The organism is Sporosarcina aquimarina (assembly GCF_023715615.1).
Lineage (GTDB): Bacteria > Bacillota > Bacilli > Bacillales_A > Planococcaceae > Sporosarcina > Sporosarcina aquimarina_A.
In genome coordinates this window covers 980,553-1,006,355 of record NZ_JAMBOM010000001.1, presented here as the reverse complement: position 1 = coordinate 1,006,355, position 25,803 = coordinate 980,553, and the positions used below count along the sequence as shown (strand labels likewise).

General features: G+C 41.9%; 22 protein-coding genes. All 22 read right to left on the bottom strand.

Annotated elements, in window-relative coordinates; all coding sequences use genetic code 11:
* Window positions 1–53: 53 nt before the first annotated feature.
* The 22 genes from M3197_RS04650 to M3197_RS04545 all read right to left on the bottom strand — a co-directional run bounded on the left by M3197_RS04650 (window position 54) and on the right by M3197_RS04545 (window position 25,788).
* Window positions 54–1,721 carry a ribonuclease J gene (locus M3197_RS04650; RefSeq protein ID WP_251659076.1) on the bottom strand — a complete coding sequence of 556 codons (1,668 nt, stop codon included), beginning with the start codon at window positions 1,719–1,721 and terminating at the stop codon, window positions 54–56.
* A gap of 101 nt (window positions 1,722–1,822) precedes the next feature.
* Complete coding sequence (gene dapA, locus M3197_RS04645) at window positions 1,823–2,716, bottom strand: 4-hydroxy-tetrahydrodipicolinate synthase (protein ID WP_251659074.1); 894 nt, start codon at window positions 2,714–2,716, stop codon at window positions 1,823–1,825.
* A gap of 23 nt (window positions 2,717–2,739) precedes the next feature.
* On the bottom strand, window positions 2,740–3,786 hold the full coding sequence (locus M3197_RS04640) for an aspartate-semialdehyde dehydrogenase (protein WP_251659072.1): 1,047 nt from the start codon (window positions 3,784–3,786) through the stop codon (window positions 2,740–2,742).
* Window positions 3,787–3,882: 96 nt separating this feature from the next.
* Window positions 3,883–4,476 (bottom strand): dipicolinate synthase subunit B, encoded by a 594-nt coding sequence (locus tag M3197_RS04635; RefSeq protein WP_251659069.1) that lies wholly within the window; start codon window positions 4,474–4,476, stop codon window positions 3,883–3,885.
* Window positions 4,477–4,480: 4 nt separating this feature from the next.
* A complete protein-coding gene (locus M3197_RS04630; protein WP_251659064.1) occupies window positions 4,481–5,260 on the bottom strand; it encodes a hypothetical protein in 780 nt (259 codons plus the stop codon).
* Complete coding sequence (locus M3197_RS04625) at window positions 5,253–5,531, bottom strand: YlmC/YmxH family sporulation protein (RefSeq protein ID WP_285851083.1); 279 nt, start codon at window positions 5,529–5,531, stop codon at window positions 5,253–5,255. Before M3197_RS04625 ends, M3197_RS04630 begins: the two co-directional genes overlap by 8 nt.
* 63 nt (window positions 5,532–5,594) lie before the next feature.
* Complete coding sequence (locus M3197_RS04620) at window positions 5,595–6,824, bottom strand: M16 family metallopeptidase (protein WP_251659060.1); 1,230 nt, start codon at window positions 6,822–6,824, stop codon at window positions 5,595–5,597.
* 78 nt (window positions 6,825–6,902) lie between these two features.
* Entirely contained in the window at window positions 6,903–9,020 is a 2,118-nt protein-coding gene (gene pnp, locus M3197_RS04615) for a polyribonucleotide nucleotidyltransferase (RefSeq protein WP_251659023.1), read from the bottom strand.
* Window positions 9,021–9,205: 185 nt separating this feature from the next.
* Complete coding sequence (rpsO, locus tag M3197_RS04610) at window positions 9,206–9,475, bottom strand: 30S ribosomal protein S15 (protein ID WP_251659016.1); 270 nt, start codon at window positions 9,473–9,475, stop codon at window positions 9,206–9,208.
* Window positions 9,476–9,604: 129 nt separating this feature from the next.
* Window positions 9,605–10,552, bottom strand: coding sequence for a bifunctional riboflavin kinase/FAD synthetase (locus M3197_RS04605; RefSeq protein WP_251659014.1), 948 nt, complete (start codon window positions 10,550–10,552; stop codon window positions 9,605–9,607).
* Window positions 10,539–11,486, bottom strand: a complete 948-nt coding sequence (truB, locus tag M3197_RS04600) for a tRNA pseudouridine(55) synthase TruB (RefSeq protein WP_251659012.1) — start codon at window positions 11,484–11,486, stop codon at window positions 10,539–10,541. The genes M3197_RS04605 and truB overlap by 14 nt, the downstream gene beginning before the upstream one ends.
* 87 nt (window positions 11,487–11,573) lie before the next feature.
* Entirely contained in the window at window positions 11,574–11,927 is a 354-nt protein-coding gene (gene rbfA, locus M3197_RS04595; RefSeq protein WP_251659010.1) for a 30S ribosome-binding factor RbfA, read from the bottom strand.
* Between the two features lie 19 nt (window positions 11,928–11,946).
* Window positions 11,947–12,228: a DUF503 domain-containing protein gene (locus M3197_RS04590; RefSeq protein WP_251659008.1), complete on the bottom strand. Its 282-nt coding sequence runs from the start codon at window positions 12,226–12,228 to the stop codon at window positions 11,947–11,949.
* On the bottom strand, window positions 12,225–14,669 hold the full coding sequence (gene infB / locus M3197_RS04585) for a translation initiation factor IF-2 (RefSeq protein ID WP_251659006.1): 2,445 nt from the start codon (window positions 14,667–14,669) through the stop codon (window positions 12,225–12,227). Before infB ends, M3197_RS04590 begins: the two co-directional genes overlap by 4 nt.
* A gap of 13 nt (window positions 14,670–14,682) precedes the next feature.
* Window positions 14,683–14,997, bottom strand: coding sequence for a YlxQ family RNA-binding protein (locus M3197_RS04580; RefSeq protein ID WP_251659003.1), 315 nt, complete (start codon window positions 14,995–14,997; stop codon window positions 14,683–14,685).
* Window positions 14,994–15,275 (bottom strand): RNase P modulator RnpM, encoded by a 282-nt coding sequence (gene rnpM / locus M3197_RS04575; RefSeq protein WP_025785008.1) that lies wholly within the window; start codon window positions 15,273–15,275, stop codon window positions 14,994–14,996. The genes M3197_RS04580 and rnpM overlap by 4 nt, the downstream gene beginning before the upstream one ends.
* Window positions 15,276–15,299: 24 nt before the next feature.
* Window positions 15,300–16,505 (bottom strand): transcription termination factor NusA, encoded by a 1,206-nt coding sequence (gene nusA / locus M3197_RS04570; protein WP_251659002.1) that lies wholly within the window; start codon window positions 16,503–16,505, stop codon window positions 15,300–15,302.
* 23 nt (window positions 16,506–16,528) lie between these two features.
* The gene (gene rimP, locus M3197_RS04565) at window positions 16,529–17,005 is read right to left on the bottom strand and encodes a ribosome maturation factor RimP (RefSeq protein ID WP_251659000.1); all 477 of its coding nucleotides are present in this window, start codon (window positions 17,003–17,005) and stop codon (window positions 16,529–16,531) included.
* Window positions 17,006–17,314: 309 nt separating this feature from the next.
* Window positions 17,315–21,628: a PolC-type DNA polymerase III gene (locus tag M3197_RS04560; protein WP_251658998.1), complete on the bottom strand. Its 4,314-nt coding sequence runs from the start codon at window positions 21,626–21,628 to the stop codon at window positions 17,315–17,317.
* Window positions 21,629–21,686: 58 nt separating this feature from the next.
* Window positions 21,687–23,288 carry a proline--tRNA ligase gene (locus tag M3197_RS04555; protein ID WP_251658996.1) on the bottom strand — a complete coding sequence of 534 codons (1,602 nt, stop codon included), beginning with the start codon at window positions 23,286–23,288 and terminating at the stop codon, window positions 21,687–21,689.
* A 44-nt stretch (window positions 23,289–23,332) separates the two neighbouring features.
* Entirely contained in the window at window positions 23,333–24,595 is a 1,263-nt protein-coding gene (gene rseP / locus M3197_RS04550) for an RIP metalloprotease RseP (protein WP_251658994.1), read from the bottom strand.
* Window positions 24,596–24,639: 44 nt separating this feature from the next.
* Entirely contained in the window at window positions 24,640–25,788 is a 1,149-nt protein-coding gene (locus tag M3197_RS04545; protein WP_251658992.1) for a 1-deoxy-D-xylulose-5-phosphate reductoisomerase, read from the bottom strand.
* Window positions 25,789–25,803: the final 15 nt, after the last annotated feature.

The following is a 25,803-nucleotide window of genomic DNA, read 5'->3' as shown; positions in this document are numbered from 1 at the left end:
AAAAAAGGATTTCCTGCCTGACGGCAAGGAAATCCTTAAGAAGAATCTTTCGATCAATACTCCATAATAATAGGAATAATCATTGGTCGTCTCTTCGTTTGCTGATACAAATAAGAGCTGAGCGTGTCTCGGATCTCTTGTTTAATGTTTGTCCATTCAAACGTTTCTTTATTCACATATTTTTCTACAATTTTACGAATCAGATTGGATGCTTCTTCTAACAACTCTTCCGATTCACGAACGTAGACAAAACCACGGGAGACAATTTCAGGACCTGCTGCAATTTTCTTTTGCTTCCGGCTTAATGTAATGACAATTGTAAAAATCCCATCTTGTGAAAGTAGTTTACGATCGCGCAAGACAATATTACCAACGTCCCCTACGCCAATTCCATCTATCAAAATATTTCCCGCTGGTACGCGACCACTCATTCTAATCTTACCACTCTTGTATTCAACAATATCGCCTTTATCTGCAATGAAGATTTGATTTTTACGCATACCAGTCTCTTGTGCAAGCTTTGAGTGAGCAATGAGCATTCTGTATTCACCCGTTACCGGAATGAAGTTTTTAGGTTGCATAAGATTCAGCATCATCTTTAAATCTTCTTGACTACCATGCCCTGAAACATGAACATTACGCGCAGACGTCAGAACAGTTGCTCCTGCTTTTGCAAGTTCGTTCATCATTGAATATACGGAGACCTCAGATCCTGGAGACGGTGTAACAGTGATCAACACCGTATCTGTATCTTTAATACGAATATCGCGATGATGTTTGCGGACGATTTTTTCAAGAGCTTCGAGTGGTTCCCCTTGGTTACCAGTCAAAATAATGACCACTTCGCTATCATTGTAGTTCCCGATATCTTTAACAGAAATGACAATATCTTCGCCTACATTTAAATAGCCAAGTTTTACGCCGACTTCAAAGTAGCTTTCCAAGCTTTTTCCGACGACAGCAACTTTCTTGCCTGCCTCAGCCGCTTTGTCCAAAACTTGCTGGATTCGAAGAAAATTCGAAGCATAGACTGCAACTAGAATTCTTCCCTCTGCACCATAAAAAGTTTTTGACAATTGAGTTTCGACTACAGTTTCAGATGTTGTATAACCAGGTCGCTCTGCTTCAGTTGAATCAGACATTAATATAAATACGCCCTCTTCACCAAGAGCTGCCATTTTCCCAAGGTCAGGCTTATAAGGACCTTTAGCTGCCTGGTCAAATTTAAACTCTCCTGTGTGAACAATTGCTCCTTCACTCGTATGGAATACAATGCCAAGTGCATCCGGAATACTATGAGTCGTATTGAAAAACGTCACGTATGTACGCTTGAAATTCATGCGGCTCTTCGTAGACACTTCAAAGAATTTCACACTAGAAGGAGCAGGCATCACTTTCAAATGCTCTTTAGCTAAAGCAAGTGTTAGTTTTGAACCATAAACTGGTGCTTGTACTTTTTGTAGTAAATAAGCAATTGCCCCAATTGCATCCTCATGACCATGCGTTAAGAAGATCCCTTTAACCCGATCTTTATTTTCTTCAAGGTATGTCATATCTGGAATAACGAAATCGATTCCCAGCATTTCTTCCTCTGGGAACATCAGGCCCGCATCGACAACAAATAATTCATCATCGATTTCTACCACATACATCGATTTCCCTAACTCTCCCACCCCGCCAAGCGGAATGACTTTTATTACTTCATTTTTGACTTTAGTCACATTGTTTCCTCCTATATAAAATTCCCGCTCTAAACGACTAGTTCTCATTATACTTGACATAGCACTTCTGCACAAACAAAAAAAGCCGGCAGTCTCGCCGGCTATTCCCTTTTTGTATCAAATTGTTGTTGAAACGTTTGTAGAGTAAGGTCCAAATAAGAATCCACTTCTGAAATTCCGATTAGGGGTAGACGTACATCCCCCACTGGAAGCCCAGCCTTTTTCAAAAAATACTTAATCGGCACTGGATTAGGTTTTGAAAATACCGATTGAAATAATGGCAGGAGAGATTGATGGAGCGCAGCAGCATTGGCAATTTTTCCGCTATGAAAATCCTGGATCATTCGTTGCATCTCAAGCCCGACGATATGCGAAGATACGGAAATAACTCCAGATCCACCAATTGCCAACAGCGGTAACGTTAACGCATCATCACCACTGTAAACACTGAATGTATCGTCTGTTCCTTCAAGGATAGCAGCCATTTGTGCCAAGTCTCCGCTTGCTTCTTTCACTGCTAAAATGTTCGATATTTTCGATAATCGAATTACTGTTTCTGCAGATAAATTCACACCGGATCTTCCGGGAATGTTATAGAGCAATACCGGTAATGAAGTGCTTTCTGCAATGGATTTAAAATGTACGTACATACCGTTTTGATCAGGTTTGTTGTAATAGGGCACTACAAGCATAACCCCATCTGCACCAAGCTGCTCGGCACGTTTCGTCGCTCGTATTGAACCGCGTGTATCATTACTCCCCGTACCAGCAATGACAGGGATTCGTTTATCCACAACCGAAATTGCATGAGCGAGCAACTGCTCTTTTTCTTCTTCTGACAAAGTAGGTGATTCCCCAGTTGTTCCATTGACAATGAGCGAATTTGTTCCGTTTTCGATTAAGTGATTAATAAGAAGTCGTGTCACTTCATAGTCAATCTCACCTTCTTCATTAAACGGTGTGACCATCGCTGTACCAATCGAACCTAACTTCATTCGCACCCTTCCTTTTCAGTTATCTAGTTGTTTTGTGCGTCGCGATTTTTAAGGAGCTGTTCTGCAATTTGCACAGAGTTTAACGCTGCGCCCTTCAACAAGTTATCAGCGACAATCCACAAGTGAAAGCCTCTTGGATGATCTGGATCTTTTCTGATGCGTCCTACGTAGACATCGTCCTTATTTTCCGCAAAAAGCGGCATTGGATACGTTTGCGTTGAAGGATTATCTTGAACGACTACACCTGGCGCTTTTGCAATCGCCCTACTGAATTCCTCCGCTGTAATGCCTTCTTTATCTATCTCCACATATACCGATTCTGAATGTCCTGTGACGACTGGCAACCTTACGCATGTTGCAGAAACTGCGATGGAAGGATCATTGAAGATTTTTTTCGTCTCATTGATCATTTTCCATTCTTCTTTTGTATACCCCATGTCGTCGAAAGAATCGATTTGAGGAATCGCATTAAATGCTATCGGGTAATGTCGTTCGGCACCTGCACTAGGCAGCTGTGACGCTGAATTTTCCGCTCTGCTGTCAAATTGGCCACTCTGTGATTTCAGTTCCAGGATCGCATCTGCTCCTGCTCCAGAAACCGCTTGATAGGTAGATACTAGTATTTTTTTTATGCCAAACGCTTCTTTTATAGGATTAAGTGCAACGACCATCTGAATCGTTGAACAGTTTGGATTTGCGATCAACCCGTTATGAGTATTCAGTGCTTTTGGATTTACTTCAGGGACAACGAGTGGAACCTCTGCATCCATTCTGAACGCACTTGTATTATCAATCACAATCGTTCCTCGACGAGTAGCTTCATTCGCAAGTTCTTCTGAAATAGCCCCTCCCGCACTGAAAAAAGCAAAATCGACGCCATTGAATGACTCTGGTTTCGCTTCCTCAATAGTGAATAATCTTCCACCCGCTTGAATAACTGTACCCGCTGAACGGGATGAAGCCAACAACTTCACAGAACGGAACGGGAAAGCCCGCTCAATAAGTTTATCAAGTATTTTAGCGCCTACTGCACCTGTTGCACCAACAATCGCAACTGTATAAGTCTGCATAATGATTCTCCTTCGCTAACACGATGACCCACAAAAATGAGAACATCGATAATTCGTATTGCAGGAATTATACCATAACATTGAATAATCGGCGGATTATTTTTTAGAAGAATGAAGTATTAAAAGAGGTTGGAGCTGTTCTTTTTCAATGGCTGCTGCTGCTGCTTCAACAATTAATGAAAAGTCGCTAATGAGGGAGTTTGGTTTTTTATAGGGATCGTCTTGACCGAATGGGATGAAGAACACATTTTTCATGTTTAATAATTTGACTAGATTCGCTGCATTCAATCCCAAAGCGTCATTAGTTGAAATCCCGAGTAGGACTGGTGAATAATTACGTAACGTCGCTTTAGCAGCCATGAGAACAGGAGAATCGGTGGAGGCGTTCGCAAAGCGGCTCATCGAATTTCCTGTAAGTGGAGCGATAATCATGCAATCAACCGGAGTGGACGGTCCAAAAGGTTCAGCGCCTGCAATTGATGAAATCACTTTTTCGCCGGTTGCCCGCTCAATCTTTTCAATCCATTCATCACCAGTTCCGAACCGTGTAGCTGCTGTAAGGACAGAATGAGTAATGATAGGCACAACCGTTGCACCAGCGTCTTGAAGTTTAGTAATCATTGGTATCAATTCTTCGTACGTACAATGGGACGCTGTAATCCCCAATCCAATACGTTTGTTTTCAAGCATTTTTTTACTCCTTTCCTCTACACATCCTCAAAATTGTATCTGCCAGGTAGCTTGCTGCTCTTTGCGGAAAATGTTTTCCCGGCAGACCGAGGTGTAACGTATAGTATGCAGAGGACATTCCGGGCTTTAGGCACCCGGGCTTAGATGCCAGATCAAACACACGTAAAGTATCTTCTGGCTGTAAAGATAGCCATTGAGAGGGAATGGTATTTATCAAAAAGCCAGGTTTGAATTCAACATCTGGCGATAGATTTTTCACTTCAAATCCCAAGGCTTCAGCTTCACCGAGTTGAGATTCTGACCTTGCAAAAACCGTCAGTTTGGCGCCAGATGCCGAGAGAACGTGAGCAAGCATTCTCCCTACTCTTCCAAAACCAGCTAGTTGAAAATGGGTATTAGCAATCGGCGTGTTGGTTTCCAGATAAAAATCTTTCACGAAACCTTCTGCCGTGAGAAGAGCATTATTCCAAACAAATCGTTCATCACTTAGATAGCTCGACACTAAATGACCTGATGATTCCAATGCTGTTTTCTGGACTTCAGGAAGAATGCCTGTAAAAAAAGCAGTCCCTCTGGAAAATAGTTTTGAGTCGAGCATCCCCTTCATCCCTTGTATCGGTAACACAATATGGGTAGGGTGAATTTCGACAATCTTGTTTGTAAGGTCCTCTGACACGTCATCATGTAAGTGAACCGTAACATCCAAGCCTTGTTCTTTGAAAAAACTGGCGCATTCTTCTATCCGACGATCAGAACCAATCATGAGCCAACGCGCTTCACTCATCAAACTCTGCTCCATCTAAGAAATGAGTTCGACCAAATAAAATACGGTGTTCGCCAATTAATACGATTTCGCTCCATGGAATATATTGCTTTGATGCTTCTTTCTTTTGTAGAAATGGAATTTTACTCGCTCGATCACGAATTTCAAATCCAATAATCGTACCGCTCGAACGATCGAATAACAAATCCGTATCTGCTAAAAACCCGTAACGGATGCCCTCTTCTACTTGAATCAACTCTTTTTGAGCGAGTTCAGACAATAGCACATGCATTCCTCCTAGTCTCTTTACAACTAGTCTATGATTAAACATGTGAAAAGCTGACAATCCATTTGATTAGTATTGGTTTGGAGAAACAATGGATATTGCAGGCGCATTCCTTAGCAAAGCATTTGCCATTTCTGCTACATCTTTCGTCGTAACTGCTTGGATCCGAGCAATGATTTCTTCTTCCGAACGATGTTCGCCAAGGATCAACTCGTTATTGCCATTTCTATGCATTCTTGCTTCTGTACTTTCTAAGCCGATTAGGTAACTTCCGCGCATTTGTTCTTTTGCGTTCCTGAGTTCTTCAGCAGTTACTCCATGCTCGATAATCTCTTGAATAGCGGACTGAACGGTTTCAAATAACTGTTTCTCGTTCTCTGGAGAAGCTGCGCATCCAATGACGAATGCCCCCTCCTCTGCATGAGAAGCGTAGTAGGAATATACCGAGTACGCCAAACCTTTTTCTTCTCGCACTTCTTGGAACAATCGCGATGACATCGTTCCTCCAAGAATACTATCGAGCATTGCCAAGCTGTATATGTCAGGGTGCTTGAGGGGAAGACCTGGGTAACCTAATAACAGATGGGATTGCTCGATATCTTTTGCTTTTCGACCTTCTCCATTTGTGAAGTTAGCCGGTTTCAAAGTTGGGCGTGGCTCGTTTAAAACAGTTTTGTTAAATGTACCAAATAGTTGCTCAATCTCTAGTAGCAAAGAATGATTAAAATTTCCTGCAACAGAAATGACAATCCGTTCCGGTGTATAAAAACGATCCATGAATGCGATTAGGTTCTGTCTTGTAAAGGACTGGACACGCTCTGGTGTGCCGCCAATCGGTTTGCCTATGGAATGATGGGGATACATGAGCGCCCATAAGCGTTCATCTGCATCTTCTTCTGGAGAATCTTCAACAGATGCAAGTTCGTCAATAATGACAGATTTTTCTTTCGCCATTTCATGTTCATCTAATTTAGAATTCAATAACATATCTGCCAAGATACGTGCTGCGTCTTTTGCACGATCTTCTAAAACGGTTGCGTAGAAACAAGTCGCTTCTTTTGTCGTAAAGGCGTTGATATCACCTCCAAATCGATCAAATTGCTGTGCGATTTCTTTTGCTGTAAGGGACGTGGTGCCTTTAAAGAGCATGTGCTCTATGAAATGTGCAATGCCTTCCTCACCTGTCAACTCTTCGGCAGAACCTACTTTTACCCATATCCCAAGCGATACCGAGCGGGCGTGGGATATCGCCTCACTTACGACCCTTACGCCATTTTCTAGTGTTTGAATAGTTACCATTATGGTGCCTCCCTATTATCCGTAAACAAAAAAGCCCCGCTCTCACAACTGTGGGAGGGAGGCTTCTTGCGATATAAATTACTCGCCTTTTTGTTCTGCTTTTTCTTTTTCTTCTTTAATGACAATTTTACGCGATAGGTTAACGCGACCTTGGTTGTCAATTTCGATGACTTTGACGAAGAGTTCGTCACCCAATTTCATAACGTCTTCTACTGCTTTCGTACGTTCTTCTTGAATTTCGGAAATGTGGAGCAATCCATCTTTTCCTGGGAACAACTCAAGGAAAGCACCAAATTTTTCAATACGTTTTACTTTTGCCATGTAATATTCTCCGACTTTTGCTTCGCGGACGATATTTTCAATCATCTTCTTCGCTTTGTCGTTCATCTCAGAATCCGGAGATGAAATGTAGATTGTACCATCTTGTTCTGTATCGATTTTCACGCCAGTTTCTTCAATAATCTTGTTGATCACTTTACCACCAGGTCCGATAACATCACGGATCTTGTCTGGATTGATATGAATCATAATGATCTTAGGAGCATATTTGGAAAGTTCTTGTGCTGGTTGCGCAATCGTTTCGAGCATGTGACCAAGAATCTTCATACGACCGATTTTCGCCTGTGACAATGCTTCTTCCAAAATCTGTCGAGAAAGACCTTCGATTTTTATATCCATTTGAAGTGCTGTAATTCCTTCAGCAGTACCCGCTACTTTGAAGTCCATATCTCCCAAGTGGTCTTCCATTCCTTGGATATCAGACAGCACCGAGTAGTTGTCCCCTTTTTTCACAAGTCCCATTGCGATCCCCGCAACTGGTGCTTTGATTGGAACTCCTGCATTCATCATCGCCATAGTTGAAGCACAAATTGAAGCCTGAGATGAAGAACCGTTAGATTCAAGAACTTCAGCTACAAGTCGAATTGTGTATGGGAAATCTTTTTCATCTGGAATGATTGTTGAAAGTGCGCGTTCTCCTAGTGCACCGTGACCAATTTCTCGACGACCAGGAGCACGGATTGGACCCGTTTCTCCAACACTAAAGTTCGGGAAATTATAGTGGTGCATGAAGCGTTTCGTTTCTTCTAACCCTAGCCCATCAATAATTTGCACTTCACCGAGTGCACCTAATGTACATACGCTAAGTGCTTGAGTTTGTCCGCGTGTAAATAGACCTGAACCGTGCGCTCTAGGAAGAATGCCTGTTTCTGAAGAAAGTGGACGGATTTCTTCAAGTCCACGACCATCTGGACGTACTTTTTCATCTGTAATGAGACGACGTACTTCATCTTTCACAAGCTTTTCCAATACGTTACGAACTTGCTTCATCGTCGCATCATCTGCTTCGTTCTCTTCGTAACGTGCGATCACTTCGTTTTTCACAGCAGTGATTGCTTCTTCACGAGCATGCTTTTCTTCAGTCTGGATGGCTTGGACTAAATCGCTATTACAGCTCTCTTTAATCGATGCAACAAGATCCTGATCGAGTTGGAACAATTCGATCTCCATCTTTTCTTTGCCTACTTCTGCAATGATTTTTTCTTGGAAGGCAACGAGTTTCTTGATTTCTTCATGACCGAACATGATTGCTTCTAACATAATAGCCTCAGACACTTCTTTCGCGCCGGCTTCTACCATATTGATTGCATCTTTTGTTCCAGCCACTACAAGATCAAGTTCGCTTGCTTCAAGTTGTGCTGGCGTAGGATTGACGATGAATTCGTCATTTATACGACCGATTTGAACACCTGCAATAGGACCATCAAATGGAATATCTGAAATGGAAATTGCAAGTGAAGATCCAATCATTGCTGCCATTTCTGACGAACAATCTTGGTCTACTGACATGACAAGTGAAATCACTTGCAAGTCATTGCGGAATCCTTCTGGGAATAGAGGTCGTATTGGACGGTCAATTAAACGGCTCGTCAAAATTGCTTTTTCAGACGGACGTCCTTCACGCTTGATGAACCCTCCTGGGATTTTACCAACTGCATAAAGACGTTCCTCATAATTCACAGTAAGGGGGAAGAAATCTAGTGCTTTCGGATTTTTAGAAGCAGTTGCAGTAGAGAGGACTGTCGTTTCTCCGTAGCGCACGAAAACTGCCCCGTTTGCTTGCTTTGCAAGTTGCCCCGTTTCGATGGTGAGCTCTCTGCCAGCCCAATCCATTGTAAACTTTTTGTGTTCTGTCATGATTGATCTCCTCTCGATTTACATCCTGTGTTTACGTAGTATGTATTACGTATTAGTGTATCAAATTAAGCAATGGTTTGCGAAATATTTCATTGAGTAATGGGATATTGGAGTTACAAACGCCAGTGTTATTGTCCGTGTGCATAGAAAAAAGCGGGCAAAGCCCGCTTTTTCGGTTGTCAATATTAACGGCGTAGGCCGAGTTTTGCGATTAGATCACGGTAACGCTGAACTTCTGTTTCACGCAAGTACTTCAAAAGACGACGACGTGTACCGACCATCTTATAAAGACCGCGGCGTGAGTGGTTATCCTTCTTGTGTGAACGTAAGTGCTCGTTCAAGTTGTTGATTTCTTCAGTAAGGATAGCGATCTGAACATCTGCAGACCCTGTGTCGTTTTCATGAGTTTTGAATTCGTTAATCAATTCATGTTTACGCTCTTGTGTAATAGCCATCCTAGTCACCTCCCATTCTTTAATATCCCCAAGTCCCAAGCATACGTTGGTGAATCGTCATGCCAAGGAAAGGTTCGTGTACATTGTACACTTACCTATCATAGCATGCGAGACTTCCCCTTGCAACCGTCAGTCTTTTTTAGAAAGAATCTTTTTAGCGATTTCTTTATCTTTCGCAATTTGACTTATGAGCATGTCGATTGATTCGAATTTCTGTTCAGGTCTGATGTGGTCAATCCAGTCAACAATTGCTTGTTTGCCGTACAGATTTCCATCAAAATTGAATACATTCACTTCAATCGTTTTTCGTGCTTCATCAGGCTGATCGAATGTTGGCTTGACGCCAATATTACAAACACCATCATAAGTAGTTCCGTCTACTGTAAATCGAACTGCATAGACTCCGTTTTGCGGAACTATAAGTTCAGCACCCGGAATAATATTTGCGGTCGGAAAACCAAGTTGCCTACCGCGTTTATCTCCATCTACAACTTTGCCGATTGAACGAAAAGGCCTGCCAAGTAGCATTGCTGTTTTTGCCACTTCTCCTTCTGCCAATAACTTACGGATACGTGTAGATGAAATCTTCTCATCACTCTCAGCAACTTTTTCCACAAGTGTCGTACCAAATGTTCCATTTGCTAAAGAAGCCATCTGTTCCATTGTTCCTTTGCCTTTTGCACCAAATGTGAAGTCAAATCCAGCTGTTACATGACGCACATTTAACTTGTTCAAGACTTGTTCAACAAATTCCTCAGGGCTCAAATCAGCAAGGTCTCGATCAAATGTAACGATAAACAATGTGTCTATACCCATTTCATGAAGAATTCTTTTTTTCTCCTCCAAAGGCGTGATGTACCCAATCTTACCTTTTTCATCTGTAAACAAATGAGATGGATGTGGATTGAATGTCATGACAGCTGGAAAATTGTTTAATTGTTTTGATGTGTCAATTGCGCGTTGGATGACGACCTGATGACCTTTATGCAATCCATCGAAAAAACCGATAGCTACTGAAAATTCTTTGTCTACAATCTGTACAATCCCTTGTTCAACTTTCAACTCAATTATTTCCACGGTCTTTCTCCCCCTCTCTTCTATTAACCGGAAACATTTTTACCGGTTTCATAAGCCCCTTTTTTTCTGAATGAGGCGCATACACAGCTAGAGCTTTGTTGTTTAACATGAATAGCGCTTCGTCTGCTGAGTCGAATACCGGATGAAGGGGGAGAACTTGACCATTTAAAATCTTGGACAGCAGTTCTTCATTTTCATCCAATTTCACCTCAGCAATTCCATTTAAAGCCGACTCCAAAGGTTTTAAAAACATTTCTAGAATACCTTCATCTTGCATCTTGCGCACTTCATCAAGCGTGCGGCAATCATTTTGTGTAAATGTCCCTGAAGCAGTTCTAACTAATTGGGACATATGGGCAGGATACCCAAGATGTTCTCCGATTTGAACTGCAAGTGTCCGGATGTACGTCCCTTTACCACAAGAAACTCTAATGGTAAAACGAGGCTCAACTCCTTGGAATTGAGACTCTTCACTTAATAACTCAATTTCATGGATGTGAACTATTCTCTCGGGACGTTCCACTTCAATTCCTTTTCTTGCATACTCATAAAGTTTTCTTCCATTCACTTTAACAGCGGAGTACATAGGCGGAATCTGTGTGATAGAACCTGTTAAAGATTCTACTGCTTGCAGGATCTGTTCACGAGTGATGACCTTGTTCGATAAGTCTTCCTCAACAACAGCGCCATCCGCATCTTCAGTTTCGGTTGCCTTTCCAATTAACACTTCAGCAATGTATTCTTTTCCTGAATCTGTAATGTATGATGCGACTTTAGTGGCTGAGCCGATGCAAATCGGAAGGACGCCCTCTACATTCGGATCAAGAGTCCCTGTATGCCCTACTTTTTTCGTGCGGAGAATTTTCCTTAATTTAAATACACAATCATGTGAGGTCAATCCTTTTTCTTTCCACAGCGGCAGGATTCCGTCCATTTCATCGCCTCCTCTTATCCAGCTAGCTAAGTGCTATGTAAACGTAAAAAGGGATCGGAAATCCAATTGGATACCGATCCCTTTTGTTTAATTGTCCGACTCGTCGTCCTTCACTTCACGTAGAAGTGATTCGATTCGGTTGCCGTATGCGACGGATTCATCAAACGCGAAATCGATCTCTGGTGTTTTTCTCAAACGGATTCGTTTTCCAATTTCAGAGCGGATGAATCCTTTTGCTTTCTTAAGCCCTTCTAGTGACGCTTCTCTCTCAGAATCTTTTCCGAGAACAGAAATATAAATCATTGCCTGCTGAAGATCCCCTGTTACTTCCACATCGGTAACTGTTACGAAACCAATACGAGGATCTTTTAAACGTTGACCTATAATGTCACCGAGCTCTTTTTTCATTTGTTCTGCAACTCGATTAACACGCATTGACATGGAGTTTCACCCCGCTTCACTATCCTAGATAGTCAATCTGTATTTCAGTTAGTTCCCACTCTGGATTGGACTCAAGAAATCGCTGAACGCGATGAATTTCACGTTCAGCGGCTTCAGTTGATGAAGCAACTGCGACAACACCCAGTGTTGTCCTTTGCCATAAATCTTGATGATCCAATTCAGCTATAGAAACATTATACCCATTTTTCACACGATCCATCATGCGTTTAAGCACTGAGCGTTTATCTTTAAGAGAAGCCGCCATTGGAATGATGAACGAACATTCTGCGTAAACAATCACACGCGCTTAATTTCCTGCATGACGTATGGCTCAATAATATCGCCTTCTTTTATATCATTGAAGTTCTTAATCGTGATTCCACACTCGTATCCTTTCGCGACCTCTTTGGCATCATCTTTGAAACGTTTTAATGTATCAAGTTCTCCTTCAAAAATGACGATGTTGTCTCGGTAAATACGAACTGAGGAATCTCTTGTAATCTTACCATCAGTCACATAACTTCCGGCGATTGTACCGATTTTAGAAACTTTGAATGTTTCACGGACTTCTACTTGACCGATTACTTTTTCTTCAAATTCAGGATCAAGCATACCTTTCATTGCAGATTCAATTTCTTCTACAACTTTATAGATGACACGGTGTAGGCGAATGTCTACGCCCTCTTCATCAGCAGCACGCTTTGCATTAACATCTGGACGTACGTTGAAGCCGATGACGATTGCATTTGAAGCAGCTGCTAAGGAAATATCCGATTCATTGATGGCGCCAGCACCAGTGTGAATAATTTTCACATTGACACCTTCTACATCAATCTTCATGAGAGAAGCCGCCATTGCTTCCACTGTACCTTGAACATCAGCTTTGACAATTAGGTTCAATTCTTTCATTTCGCCTTCCTTCATCTGATCGAACAAGTTATCCAATGTAACACGCGTCTTTTCTGTACGCTGTTCTTGGATTGCTTCCCCTGCACGGCTCTCACCGATTTGACGGGCTGTTTTCTCATCTTTGAAGACAACGAAGCGATCACCTGCTTGTGGAACGTTGCTTAGCCCAGTAATTTCAACAGGAGCAGAAGGACCCACTTCTTTTACACGGCGCCCAACATCATTAATCATTGCACGAACGCGACCGAATGTGTTACCAACAACAATTGGGTCACCAACTCGAAGTGTTCCATCTTGAACAAGTAAGGTCGCAACAGCACCACGACCGCGGTCAAGTTGAGCTTCTATGACAGTCCCTTTTGCGCGAACAGAAGGATCTGCTTTCAATTCAGCAACTTCAGCAACCAGTAAAATCATTTCAATCAATTGATCGATTCCTTCACCTTTTAATGCTGAAATCGAAACAAAGATTGTATCTCCACCCCATGCTTCAGGAACTAGTCCATGTTCTGTTAACTCTTGCATGACACGATCAGGATTAGCTGTAGGTTTATCCATCTTATTCACTGCAACAATAATAGGAACTTCAGCGGCTTTTGCATGGTTAATAGCTTCAATCGTTTGTGGCATAACTCCATCATCAGCAGCTACAACTAAGATTGTGAGGTCAGTAACCTTTGCACCACGTGCGCGCATTGTTGTGAATGCTGCGTGTCCAGGTGTATCAAGGAACGTGATCTTTTTCCCGCCGGACTTAATCTGATAAGCACCGATATGCTGAGTGATTCCGCCCGCTTCACCTTGAGTGACTTTCGTATCCCGGATGGAATCGAGTAAGGTTGTTTTACCATGGTCAACGTGTCCCATGATTGTTACAACAGGTGGACGCTCAATTGCTTCTGTATCCGTTTCAACAGAATCCTCATCTGTATCCGGATCTTCAAAGTAAATTTCAAGGTCCGTTACATCAATGCGAATTTCTTCTTCCACTTCAACATCGTACTCTGCACAAATCAATTCAATTGCATCTTTATCAAGTTCTTGGTTAATGGTAGCCATTACACCAAGAAGGAATAATTTTTTAATGATTTCTGACGGTTCGCGACCTAGTTTGTTCGCAAGTTCTCCAACAGATAGTGATTCATAAAACGTAATTTTTTCCGGTAATGGCTTTTCCACTTTAGGCATCGGGTTCGCTGGTCGATGTCTACGACGTCCTTGGTTAATGCCGCGTGCTGGCGGACGCCCGCCTCGACGATTTCCGCCACCGCCTTGTCGATTTTGAGAAGACGGTCCTTGGTTAGGACGGTTTTGTCCTGCTGGAGCTGAGCTCTGCCCGCCGCTTGATGGACGATTGTTGGATTGACCTTGGGGACGATTAGCAGATTGGCCTTGTGGACGATTGCTAGTTTGTCCCTGAGAGCGGTTTCCGTTTTGTCCTTGGGGACGATTGTTACCTTGTCCTTGTGGTCGGTTACCCGTTTGTCCTTGGGGACGATTACTGTTCTGACCCTGAGGACGGTTGCCCGTTTGTCCCTGTGGTCGACTGCTGCTCTGCCCCTGAGGACGGTTGTTGCTTTGTCCTTGTGAACGGTTACCTGATTGACCTTGGGGACGATTTGAATTTTGTCCTTGTGGACGAGAAGAACCTTGATTATTAGATGGAGAGCTTTTAGTAGTTGAAAACTTCTTATCTAATTTTTCAGCAGAACTTGTATCGATCATCGACATGTGGTTCGCAACATCCACATTCATTTTACCTAGTTCTTCAATGACCTCTTTGCTTGATTTGTTAACCTTCTTCGCGTATTCATGTACACGTATTTTCGTCATTAGCCCACCCCCGTTATAATTCGTTGAGGAGCGAGGACAGCTTTTTTGCAAAACCGCTGTCCGTTACCGCGAGGACGACCCGCGACTCTTTTCCGATTGCATGCCCGAGTGCTTCACGGCTCCCAAAAACATGCTTCTCAACGTTGTAGCTATTACATTTATCCGACAATTTCTTATTCGTATTGTCAGATGCGTCTTCTGATAGTATAACAAGTTTTGCACTTTGTGCCCGAACTTCGGAGACGACGAGTTCTTCACCCGTTGTCAACTTCCTAGCCCGAGCGGCTAAACCTAGTAGTTGAAGTATTTTAGTTTCAGTTGAAATCATTTAATAGCCTCTCTCCGAATCGCATGCAATAGATCTGCATACACTTGCTCCGGAACAGCGCTGCCCAACTGACTCTCTATGGCTCGAGTCGCTTGCGCTTTTTCTACAGCTGCTTCAGATTTCGATACATACGTTCCACGTCCGGATTTTTTACCAGTCAAATCGACGGATATTTCTCCTTCTTTTGTGCGAACAATCCGGATCATGTCTTTCTTAGGAAACATTTCGCCGGTAGCAGCACACTTGCGCAACGGCACTTTTCGGTTATTGACTGCCATGCGTATGCACCCTTTCGTCACTTCTTATTGAGGTTCGTCTTGATACAAGTCAATCGAATCCATATCTTGCTCTTGTAGGTCTTCAGTCGACTCCAACGCAGTTTCTTCGTCAGAATAAACATCTACTTGCTCTGCCTCTTCATCGTACTCTACCTCGGCTTGTTCTTCTTCAAAACGAGGGTAGATACCTAGTTCACGAGCATCTGTTTCACTTTTAATGTCAATCTTCCAGCCAGTCAATTTTGCAGCTAATCGTGCATTTTGACCGCGCTTACCGATTGCAAGTGACAATTGGTAATCTGGTACGACAACAGTTGTTGAACGATCTTCTTCTTTCACTTGAACGTCCAATACTTTTGAAGGACTTAGTGCGTTGGCAACAAAGACAACTGGATCTTCTGACCATTCCACAATATCCACTTTTTCACCATTAAGTTCGTTTGAAATAGATTGAACTCGAGCACCGCGCGCACCTACACAAGAGCCAACTGGATCTACTTCTTCATTTGTTGTAAAGACTGAGATTTTTGACCGGTCGCCTGCTTCTCGTGCAATGGATTTGATTTCTACAATTCCTTCAAATATTTCAGGAACTTCCATTTCAAATAGTCGACGTAAAAGACCTGGGTGTGTACGGGATACAAACACTTGCGGTCCGCGTGAAGTGCGCTCCACTTTTGTAATGTACACTTTAATGCGATCATGTGGATTGTACTTTTCAGATGCAATTTGCTCGGTCATTGGAAGTACAGCTTCCACTTTCCCTAAGCCTACATACAGATTGCGGGCGTCAAAGCGCTCTACAATTCCATTGACGATGTCGTCTTCACGATCAATATACTCTTCATAAATCAGTCCGCGTTCGGCTTCACGTACACGTTGGGTAACGACTTGTTTAGCAGTTTGCGCAGCGATTCGTCCAAAGTCACGAGGTGTCACTTCTTGCTCAACGATATCTCCTACTTCATATGCCGGATTTATAAGCAATGCGTCTTCAAGTGAAATTTGCAGACGATCTTCTTCCACTTCTTCTGCGACGACATCTTTGCGTGAGAAGACTTTAATCGTTCCTACTCCTAAATTCAAGTCAACACGAACGTTTTGAGCTTGATTGAAGTTTCGTTTATATGCAGTTACAAGAGCCGCTTCAATCGCTTCTACTAAAACCTCTCTTGATATGCCTTTTTGCTTTTCTAATGCAGTTAATGCATCGAGAAGATCACTACTCATGTTCATCACTCCTGATTATTCAATTATGCAGAAAAGTCGATTGCATATCTTGCAACAGCAATCTTTTGCTTATCGATTCTGACTGTCAATGTACGTGTCTTAATACGAATTTGAAGTTCAATGGCATCCGGTTCATTGACTAAAAGGTGCCCTTCGAATTCTTTCATATCTTTAACTGGCTCATAAGTTTTCACATAAATATACTGACCAACCGCTTTTTCGTAATCTTGCTCTTTTTTAAGCGGGCGCTCTGCTCCCGGAGAAGAAACCTCCAAAAAGTAGTTTTGCGGAATTGGATCAGTACGGTCCAGTTCTTCACTTAGACGTTCACTTACTTGAGCACATTGAAGTATATCGATGTTCCCTTCCTGCGTATCAACGTAAACGCGCAAAAACCAATCTCTTCCTTCTTTTAAAAACTCGATGTCGACTAGTTCGAGCGATAATTCATTGACAATCGGGAGCACTAACGCTTCTACCTCTTCAGTAATTTTACTCATCTTACCCCTCCCTTGCAGGTTGTAATTTGCTTACATAATAATGGCAGACAACAGAAAAGAGCGGGGAATCCCACTCTTTTCGCGTAAGACTATAGCAAAAGTTGTTCCAATTATACCATACGTTCATATCCCGCGCAAATTTTCCAAATGTATATCTTGGAATAACTGCTTATTCTATCAACACTTTCAAACAAATATTTGTAAAAAGTAAGTTTGGGGTTCCCTGATTACTGGACGCTACTTTTAGACGGGCATCCATTTTAATCATCAGGATGTCATCTATAACTTACAAGGATTATTTTTTCATTCTCAAAACAGAGAAAGCTGATTCATTTCCGGTAGACCTTCCAAACAGCCAAGTGAATCCATGTATTCTGTTATTGTCTTGGACACGCGGCCACGTCGCTGAAGATCTTCTTTCGAAAGGAATTCTCCATCATCCCTTACCTCTACAATTGTCTTTGCAACGTTTGTTCCGAGGGATGGGATCGCGTTGAATGGTGGGATCAGTGTGTTTCCTTCAATAATAAACTCTTCAGCAGATGATTTGTACAAATCAGGTTTTGCAAATGAAAATCCTCGTTCACACATTTCTAATGCGATTTCCAATACCGTAACTAAGCTTTTTTCTTTCGGCGAAGCATCCAGACCTTTATCATAAATTTCTTTTGCCTTCACTCGTATTGATGCTGGTCCTTTAATCATCGTTGCCAAATCGTAGTCTGTCGCACGCACAGTAAAATACGTTGCGTAGTACATTATTGGATGGTGTACTTTAAAGTACGCAATACGGAGTGCCATCAGAACATATGCCGCTGCGTGTGCTTTTGGGAACATATACTTAATCTTTTTACACGATGCAATGTACCATGCTGGAACCTTATTCTTTTTCATTTCTTCTTCAAATTCCGGTGTCAAGCCTTTCCCTTTTCTGACAGACTCCATAATTTTAAAGGCAATAGCCGGTTCAAGCCCCTGGTAGATTAAGTACACCATAATATCGTCACGACAACCGATTACTTCAGCAAGGACACATGTTTTGTTCTGTATTAATTCCTGGGCATTGCCAAGCCAAACGTCGGTTCCGTGAGATAATCCAGAAATCTGTATGAGCTCAGAAAACGTAGAAGGCTTCGTTTCTTCTAGCATTTGACGAACGAAACGCGTACCAAACTCCGGCACACCAAGTGTTCCGGTTTTACAGTTAATTTGCTCCTCAGTTACCCCTAGTGAGTCTGTTCCACTAAACAAAGCCATTACCCCTGGATCGTCAGGAGGAATCGTTTTAGGATCAATTCCGGATAAATCTTCCAACATTTTAATCATTGTCGGATCATCATGTCCTAAAATATCGAGTTTCAATAAGTTATTATCAATGGAGTGAAAATCAAAGTGAGTCGTTTTCCAACTCGAACCAACATCATCCGCCGGAAATTGAATCGGCGTAAAGTCATAAATCTCCATATTGTCTGGTACTACGATGATACCGCCTGGGTGTTGACCAGTATTACGTTTAACACCTGTACACCCTTGAACGAGACGGTCAATTTCAGCACCTCTTAAATTAATTCCATTATCGTTCATATAGCCACGGACATAGCCATAAGCCGTTTTTTCTGCAACAGTACCAATTGTACCAGCCCTATATACATAATCTTCACCGAAAAGTTCTTTCGTGTAATTATGGGCATTTGCCTGATACTCACCACTGAAGTTCAAGTCAATATCCGGTACTTTGTCACCGTTAAATCCAAGAAACGTTTCGAATGGGATATCATGTCCATCCTTTGTATAAGGGATGTCGCAATTCGGGCAATTTTTGTTAGGTAAATCGAAACCTGAACCCACAGAGCCGTCTGAAAAGAACTCGGACTGTTTACAAGTCGGACAAACATAATGCGGTGGCATTGGATTCACTTCTGTAATCTCCATCATGGTTGCAACTAATGATGAGCCAACCGAACCACGCGAACCAACTAAATAACCATCGTCCAAAGATTTTTTAACCAACTTATGGGAAATCAAATAGATGACGGCAAAACCATTTCCGATAATCGATTTTAACTCCTTATCAATACGAGCTTCAATAATTTCCGGTAGGTTTTCCCCGTAGATCTTATGAGCCATTGAATACGTTAGCTGGCGCACTTCTTCGTCAGCACCCTCAATTTCAGGTGGGTATAAGTCATCTTTTATTGGTTTAACATCACCCACTCGTTCTACAATGGCAAGTGGATTATCAATTACAATTTGTTCTGCGGTTTCAGGACCTAAAAATGCAAATTCCTCTAGCATTTCATCCGTTGTTCTGAAATGGACTGCAGGCAGTTCATGTCGATTCATTGGATTCGCTCCACCTTGGGAACGAACCAATACTTGACGATAGGCTGCATCCGTTTCCTCAATATAATGTACGTTACCTGTTACTACTACAGGAAGTCCCGTCTTTTTACCGAGTTTGATCATCTTACGCATAATGTCTTCTAAGTTCCATTCATCACGAATGAGATCCAATTCAATCAGATGATTGTAAACCGGCTTTGGATGAAGTTCTAAGTAGTCATAAAATCCTGCAACTTCTTCAGCCTCTTCAATCGATTTCTGCATGAGCGCTTCAAACACTTCGCCTTTGTCACATCCAGAACCGACAAGTAGCCCTTTACGATATTTCACGAGTAATGATCGTGGAATTCTTGGCACTCTGTAAAAATAATTTAAATGAGAGAACGAGACGAGTTTGAATAAGTTCTTCAATCCTTCATCACTGGTTGCAAGCAACGTGCAATGATTAGGTCGTGATCGCTTATACGCGTCCCCTTCTCCTACGTTTTTGTTAAAATCATCCAACCATGTAATTCCTTTTTCTGCAGCATCTTTCATCAGTCTTACAAACAAATGAGCAGTCGCTTCTGTATCGTAAATAGCCCGGTGATGCTGGGTCAAGTCGATATCAAATTTCTTGGCTAAGGTATTGAGGCGATGATTTCTGAGATCCGGATACAGGAGACGTGCTAATTCTAACGTATCGATTGCAGGATAATCTACAGTTTCTATGCCCGCCTTCTTGCAGGACTCGTAAAAGAAGCCCATATCAAACGAAGCATTGTGGGCGACCAAAATTGAATCCCCAATAAATTCAATGAAATCGATCATTACTTCTGAAACTTCAGGTGCGTCTTTCACCATGTCATCCGTAATTCCAGTTAACTCTGTCGTTGTGGACGATAAAGGATGATGGGGATTGGAAAATCGCTCAAACGTGTCTAAAATTTCTCCGTTCTTGACACGAACTGCAGCAAGTTCAATCACCGTGTCATACACAGCTGACAAACCAGTCGTCTCTACGTCAAATACAACATACGTATCGTCTTCGAGAAGTCGATGCTGTTCGTCATAGACGATTGGAACACCATCATCTACAAGATTCGCTTCCAAGCCAAATAACACTTTTATGCCATGCTTTTTACCTGCGTTATAGGCATCGGGGAAAGCTTGTACGTTAGCGTGGTCTGTAATTGCAATTGCAGGATGGCCCCATTTCGCAGCCTGTCCAACAAGTGCAGCAGCAGACGAAACCCCATCCATCTGACTCAGCTTCGTATGAGTATGTAATTCAACACGTTTTCGTCCTTCAGGTGCTTTGTCTTTCTTTACAACCGGAGCAACTTCCATAATATCTTGCGCCATCATGATCAAGTCACGGACGAATGTATCGTTTTGAATACTCCCCCGAGCTCTCACCCATTTCCCTTTCGTGAGTGCTTTCATGAGTTCTGCGTCTTCGTTATCACGCGAGAACATTTTAACAAGGATTGAATCGGTGTAATCTGTCACTTTCAGGGTTAACAGTGATCGGCCACTTCTCAGCTCTCTTACTTCAGCATCAAACACATAGCCTTCTATTGCTACACGACGTTCTTCATCTTGGATTTGTTGGATTTCTAGTAGTGGTTCATCTGCACGGATTGGTGTGCCAAGAGAAATTGGACCGGTCGGCACTCCATCACTTTCTTTTTTCGTTGTCTCTCTTTGTTGCATCGCCTCTAACGCTTTTTGTGCATACGCAACTTCTTCAGCTTTACGCTCCTCAAAGAATGCAACACGGGCTTGTTCTTCTTCAATAGGAGATTCAGCAATTGTAAATTCTGGATAGATCCGGGGAAATCCGAATGACTCATAAGCATTCGAAATGAGATGCCCATACTTATTTTTCAATGTCCGTTGTTGAACATCATTTACACAACAAACCGTGATTTTATCACCAGATAAAACTGGTTTTTGTGAAGTTAGCGCTTCCCGTATTGGAGGAGAAACTTCACCTAACTCGTCCATTATCGCTGGCCAGTAGGCAATGATCATTTCTGCATCATTCACTTCTGTTTTCGTACTAATTTGTAAACGAATCGCTGCGATATTAGAAAATGCTTGTTCAACTCGTTTGCGAAATAGGTGAAATACATCAAAAGGCAATGGTTTTTCTAGAGTTACTGCGAATTGCCACACCTTCGATTTTTTGTAAATATCCACCCGCTCTAGTTCAGCATCTTGAAAATGGATGACAAACGCATCTTCAGTAAGTCCAATTTGTTGGAGCAACATTGACATCTTTATTTTAGCGTCCATCCGGCTCTCCTTTCCCGTAAAAAGAAGGGAAGGACCGTAAGTCGGCCTTCCCATGTCTTTACTCTGTTCTAAAAAATTCTTGAAGCTTTTCTGTCACTTCTTCTTTCCTCATGCTAACAGCCTCGCCAATTGTTCGATAAGTGACTTCCACCATTCCTGCAGCAGCTTCATCACCAACCACTATTTTCACAGGAACTCCTAACTGATTCGAAGTTTTGAGCTTACTATCAGAGCTTACATTCCGATCATCAAACAATACCCGATACCGATATCCATTCATGACTGAGTGAATCTCTTCAGCTAGCTGCTGTTGGATTTCATCTTCTATATCTTCAATCAATAAATGAATGTCATATGGCGCAAGTTGAATTGGCCATTTCAATCCAAGTGAATCACTAAAATGTTCAGCAGTTGATGCAAATAGACGTGTCAAATCCATATAATAATATCCCGTCAAGATTTCGAGAGAATCCTTGTTTGCAAAGTTAATTTTACTAAATACAGGTTCCGGTTCAATAATTCGGGCAAATGTAACGCCTTGACGAAATGTTATCGTACCGTTGCCATCAGGTGAAGGTTCTCCCTCTTCCACGAGACGAATATCCACGTAATGATCGACTGAAAAATCACGATCTGGATTTACATTCAACAAGAATGTATCTTTTTCATTTGCTCCACAAATCCCATTAACAACTGTCGATACACCAAAGTCTGCATAAACCGGTAGACCAAATGGTAATTGTACTGGTCCAAGTGATTTCAACTCAACATCTAACACTTTTTTCATTTCTTCCGCACCTAATAAACTAATAGTTGAAGTACCAAATACTTTCTTCAATTTCATCTCATTCAGTTCATGATCTCCTCGGATAAGAATGAGTGTAGGTTCAGAACTAATGTCATATAAAAATGCTTGAATTGTTTGGGAGTAGTCCAATCCAAGTGACTCAGCAAGAGGACCGATTTCTTTACCATGTCCACTAACTTTTTCAGCCTTCTTTAGCTTTCGGGATTCTTCAAGTTCTTCTCGAACTGCTTCTGCAAGTTCTGCTTTTGACGTATAAAGCGAATTCGTACTCTGTGCAAAAGATTCTTTGCCGGATTCGGAAAATGCGATAAACTCGTATTCAGTTCTCCCATTATCGTTTTGTGATTCAATGACCCGATACGGGATTCCTATTCTATTCGCAATTGTTGAAAAGACTGATAAAAGCGTCTCGCCATTTTGTTTCGCTTCAACCGCATCTGTATGGAAAGAATATCCACTTACCAGTGAATACTCTTTCGCATACAGAAGACTAGAATCTTGAATGGGCTTCTTAGCCTTCCTGACGTGCTGTTTTATTTGAAATACTGAAATTGGTAATTGCTCAGAGCTAAAAACTTCTTTTGCAATGAACGACAGTAAAATCATTTCATCTGATTTTCCTGAAGCATGTTCAAATTGTTCGTACGGGAGATCCACTTCAAGGACACGCGCTGACTCCATTTCCTCACGGATCACACGTTTAATATTTTCCAAGACCTTTCCAGCCAAAGGGAAATACGCATACATCCCTTCAGATGTTTCTTGGACATAACCAGATTGAGTGAGAAGCTGATCTGCCAGACAGTTAGTTGAAGTTTCAGCAGCAGGTATGAATACACCTGATTGTTTCATCGTGCGTCGCCTCCGTTACTCTCTGATCAATTAGATCATCATTTCTAGAAAAAGAACTTTTGGATGTCGTTCCATGTTACAACAAGCATGAGTAACATGAGCAGCATAATTCCTACAAAGTGAACCATACCCTCTTTTTGGCGATCAATCGGTTTTCCACGTAATGCTTCAACCAAGAAGAACAATAGCCTCCCGCCATCTAGTGCGGGTAGTGGCAAAAGGTTCATAATTCCTAAGTTGATGCTCAAAACGGCAGCCCAATTCATGAGATTATAAATACCATACTGCGCGACTTCCTCAGTTGCTTTGTAGATTCCTACTGGACCTGAAAGTGCATCCAAAGTAAACTTACCGGTTATGAGCATACCAAGAAGTTCAAATATCTTAGCAATCCAAAACCAAGTTTGTTGTGCCCCATACGCAATGGCTTTCAAAGGATTTTTCTCTACTGGACTAGTATAGAATACACCTATTTGGCCAAACTTTTGACCCGCATCTTCCATTTCTTCAGGAGTTACTTGTAACGTGACAAGTTCCCCGTCACGTTCAATTTCTAAATCAACCGAATTTCCTGGATTGTCTTGAATGGTTTCTGTGAATTCCGTCCATGTATCGACAGCTACGCCATTCGATGATTTTACATAGTCGCCTTTTTCTATACCAGCTGCTTGAGCTGGACTGTTTTCTTGAACATCAGTAATAATAGGTTCGTTAGTTGGAACGCCATTCAATAGACCAAGTGCAACGAAAACAAAAAATGCGAGAATAAAGTTAAAAACCGGACCTGCTAGGATCGTCAAGAACCTTCCCATAAGAGGTTTCGAGTCGAATTGTCGATCCTTTGGAGCAATAAGGGTTTTTTGTCCTTTTTCAATAATGACAGCCGTCCTAGATACTGAAAAGCGAACAAGACTTCCTTCGTCATCATATCCTTTAATGAATAACTTATCATTCAAATCAGCTTCTTCTGTTTCAAGAAAAAGCACATCTGGATTCGAAACATTTGAATTCAGATAAATTTTAGTCACTTCATCTTGTGGATTAAGTATTAATCCTACACGATAGCCTGGCAATAATTCAACTGTATCAAAGTCTTCTCCAGCCATCCGAACATAACCGCCTAGCGGTAGTAAGCGTAACGTATATAAAGTTTCACCTTTTTGAATACCAATTATCTTCGGTCCCATTCCAATCGCAAATTCACGGACCATAATGCCGGCTTTTTTGGCAAATAGAAAGTGTCCAAACTCATGGAAAAAGACCAATGAGCCGAAAATAATTATAAACGAGATAACTGTCGTCGCCATTTATACCCACCTTTTCAGCCTTCTAGGCTACTGTACTAAATACCTTATTTTATCATGGAATGGACGATTTTACGAGTTTGCATATCCGTCTGAATTATTATTTCCAAATCAGGTTCATGAATCGTTCTGTGTTGCTCCATCACTTGCTCAACTAGCTCATCAATTTGAATGAATGGAATATGACCTGCCATGAATTGACTCACAGCCATCTCATTTGCTGCATTCATTGCTGTCGGCATTGTGCCTCCAATGCGTCCTGCCTCGTATGCAAGTGCAAGAGCTTTATAACGAGTAAGATCCATTTTTTCAAAATGTAGCGTACCAATATCTTCAAGCTTTAAGCGTTGCGGATCTTTCATAGGAATTCGTTCTGGATAAGACAACGCGTACTGGATTGGCACACGCATATCAGGAGAACCTAATTGAGCCATGACACTTGTATCCTCAAACTCAATCATGGAGTGGATGATACTTTCTTTGTGTAAAAGACAATCGATTTGGTCATAAGGCATATTAAAAAGATGGTGGGCTTCAATCACTTCAAGCCCTTTATTAAACATAGTCGCTGAGTCAATGGTCAACTTATTCCCCATAGACCAGTTCGGATGAGCAAGTGCTTGTTCCAGTGTCACATTAGCTAACTCATCACGTGTTAAGTCTCTGAAGCTGCCTCCAGAAGCCGTCAAGATGAGCCGGCTGATCGATTTGGATTGTTCCCCATTCAACGCTTGGAATATAGCGGAATGCTCGCTATCTACCGGCAAAATAGACACACCATATCGCTTCGCTTCTGCCATCACGATATCACCTGCTGCAACGAGTGTTTCTTTGTTTGCTATTGCTATCGTAATTCCTTGACGAATCGCAGCAAGAGTCGGTTTAAGTCCTACACTTCCGATTACCGAGTTAAGGAGTACATCAGCACCTGAATTGGCCGCAACTTCTTCTAATCCTTCAGCTCCATAAAGGAATCGTACCCCTGGAAACTCGCCTTGTAGTGTTTCAGCATCTGCCTTCTCCATAACTGAAACGAGTGGCGGCATTTGAAAAGCGGCAATTTCCCTTACTTTCTCAATATTACGGCCAGCAGAAAATGCTACAAGTTCAAACTGATTTGGGTGAGCTGCAATTACTTCAAGTGTTTGTAGCCCAATAGAACCTGTAGCACCAAGAAGGCTGATCTTTTTTTTCATCAAAAACATCCCTTT

What these genes read in the sequence shown, in the direction of transcription:
- rseP (WP_251658994.1), bottom strand. Translation starts at nt 24,595, where the DNA reads ATGGCGACGACAGTTATCTCGTTTATAATTATTTTCGGCTCATTGGTC.
- infB (WP_251659006.1), bottom strand. Translation starts at nt 14,669, where the DNA reads ATGACGAAAATACGTGTACATGAATACGCGAAGAAGGTTAACAAATCA.
- M3197_RS04620 (WP_251659060.1), bottom strand. Translation starts at nt 6,824, where the DNA reads ATGGTAACTATTCAAACACTAGAAAATGGCGTAAGGGTCGTAAGTGAG.
- rimP (WP_251659000.1), bottom strand. Translation starts at nt 17,005, where the DNA reads ATGAGTAAAATTACTGAAGAGGTAGAAGCGTTAGTGCTCCCGATTGTC.
- M3197_RS04635 (WP_251659069.1), bottom strand. Translation starts at nt 4,476, where the DNA reads ATGCTTGAAAACAAACGTATTGGATTGGGGATTACAGCGTCCCATTGT.
- nusA (WP_251659002.1), bottom strand. Translation starts at nt 16,505, where the DNA reads ATGAGTAGTGATCTTCTCGATGCATTAACTGCATTAGAAAAGCAAAAA.
- rbfA (WP_251659010.1), bottom strand. Translation starts at nt 11,927, where the DNA reads ATGTCAATGCGTGTTAATCGAGTTGCAGAACAAATGAAAAAAGAGCTC.
- truB (WP_251659012.1), bottom strand. Translation starts at nt 11,486, where the DNA reads ATGGACGGAATCCTGCCGCTGTGGAAAGAAAAAGGATTGACCTCACAT.
- pnp (WP_251659023.1), bottom strand. Translation starts at nt 9,020, where the DNA reads ATGACAGAACACAAAAAGTTTACAATGGATTGGGCTGGCAGAGAGCTC.
- dapA (WP_251659074.1), bottom strand. Translation starts at nt 2,716, where the DNA reads ATGAAGTTAGGTTCGATTGGTACAGCGATGGTCACACCGTTTAATGAA.
- M3197_RS04630 (WP_251659064.1), bottom strand. Translation starts at nt 5,260, where the DNA reads ATGAGTGAAGCGCGTTGGCTCATGATTGGTTCTGATCGTCGGATAGAA.
- M3197_RS04560 (WP_251658998.1), bottom strand. Translation starts at nt 21,628, where the DNA reads ATGGACGCTAAAATAAAGATGTCAATGTTGCTCCAACAAATTGGACTT.
- M3197_RS04640 (WP_251659072.1), bottom strand. Translation starts at nt 3,786, where the DNA reads ATGCAGACTTATACAGTTGCGATTGTTGGTGCAACAGGTGCAGTAGGC.
- M3197_RS04580 (WP_251659003.1), bottom strand. Translation starts at nt 14,997, where the DNA reads ATGATTTCAACTGAAACTAAAATACTTCAACTACTAGGTTTAGCCGCT.
- M3197_RS04625 (WP_285851083.1), bottom strand. Translation starts at nt 5,531, where the DNA reads ATGCATGTGCTATTGTCTGAACTCGCTCAAAAAGAGTTGATTCAAGTA.
- M3197_RS04545 (WP_251658992.1), bottom strand. Translation starts at nt 25,788, where the DNA reads ATGAAAAAAAAGATCAGCCTTCTTGGTGCTACAGGTTCTATTGGGCTA.
- rnpM (WP_025785008.1), bottom strand. Translation starts at nt 15,275, where the DNA reads ATGGCAGTCAATAACCGAAAAGTGCCGTTGCGCAAGTGTGCTGCTACC.
- rpsO (WP_251659016.1), bottom strand. Translation starts at nt 9,475, where the DNA reads ATGGCTATTACACAAGAGCGTAAACATGAATTGATTAACGAATTCAAA.
- M3197_RS04555 (WP_251658996.1), bottom strand. Translation starts at nt 23,288, where the DNA reads ATGAAACAATCAGGTGTATTCATACCTGCTGCTGAAACTTCAACTAAC.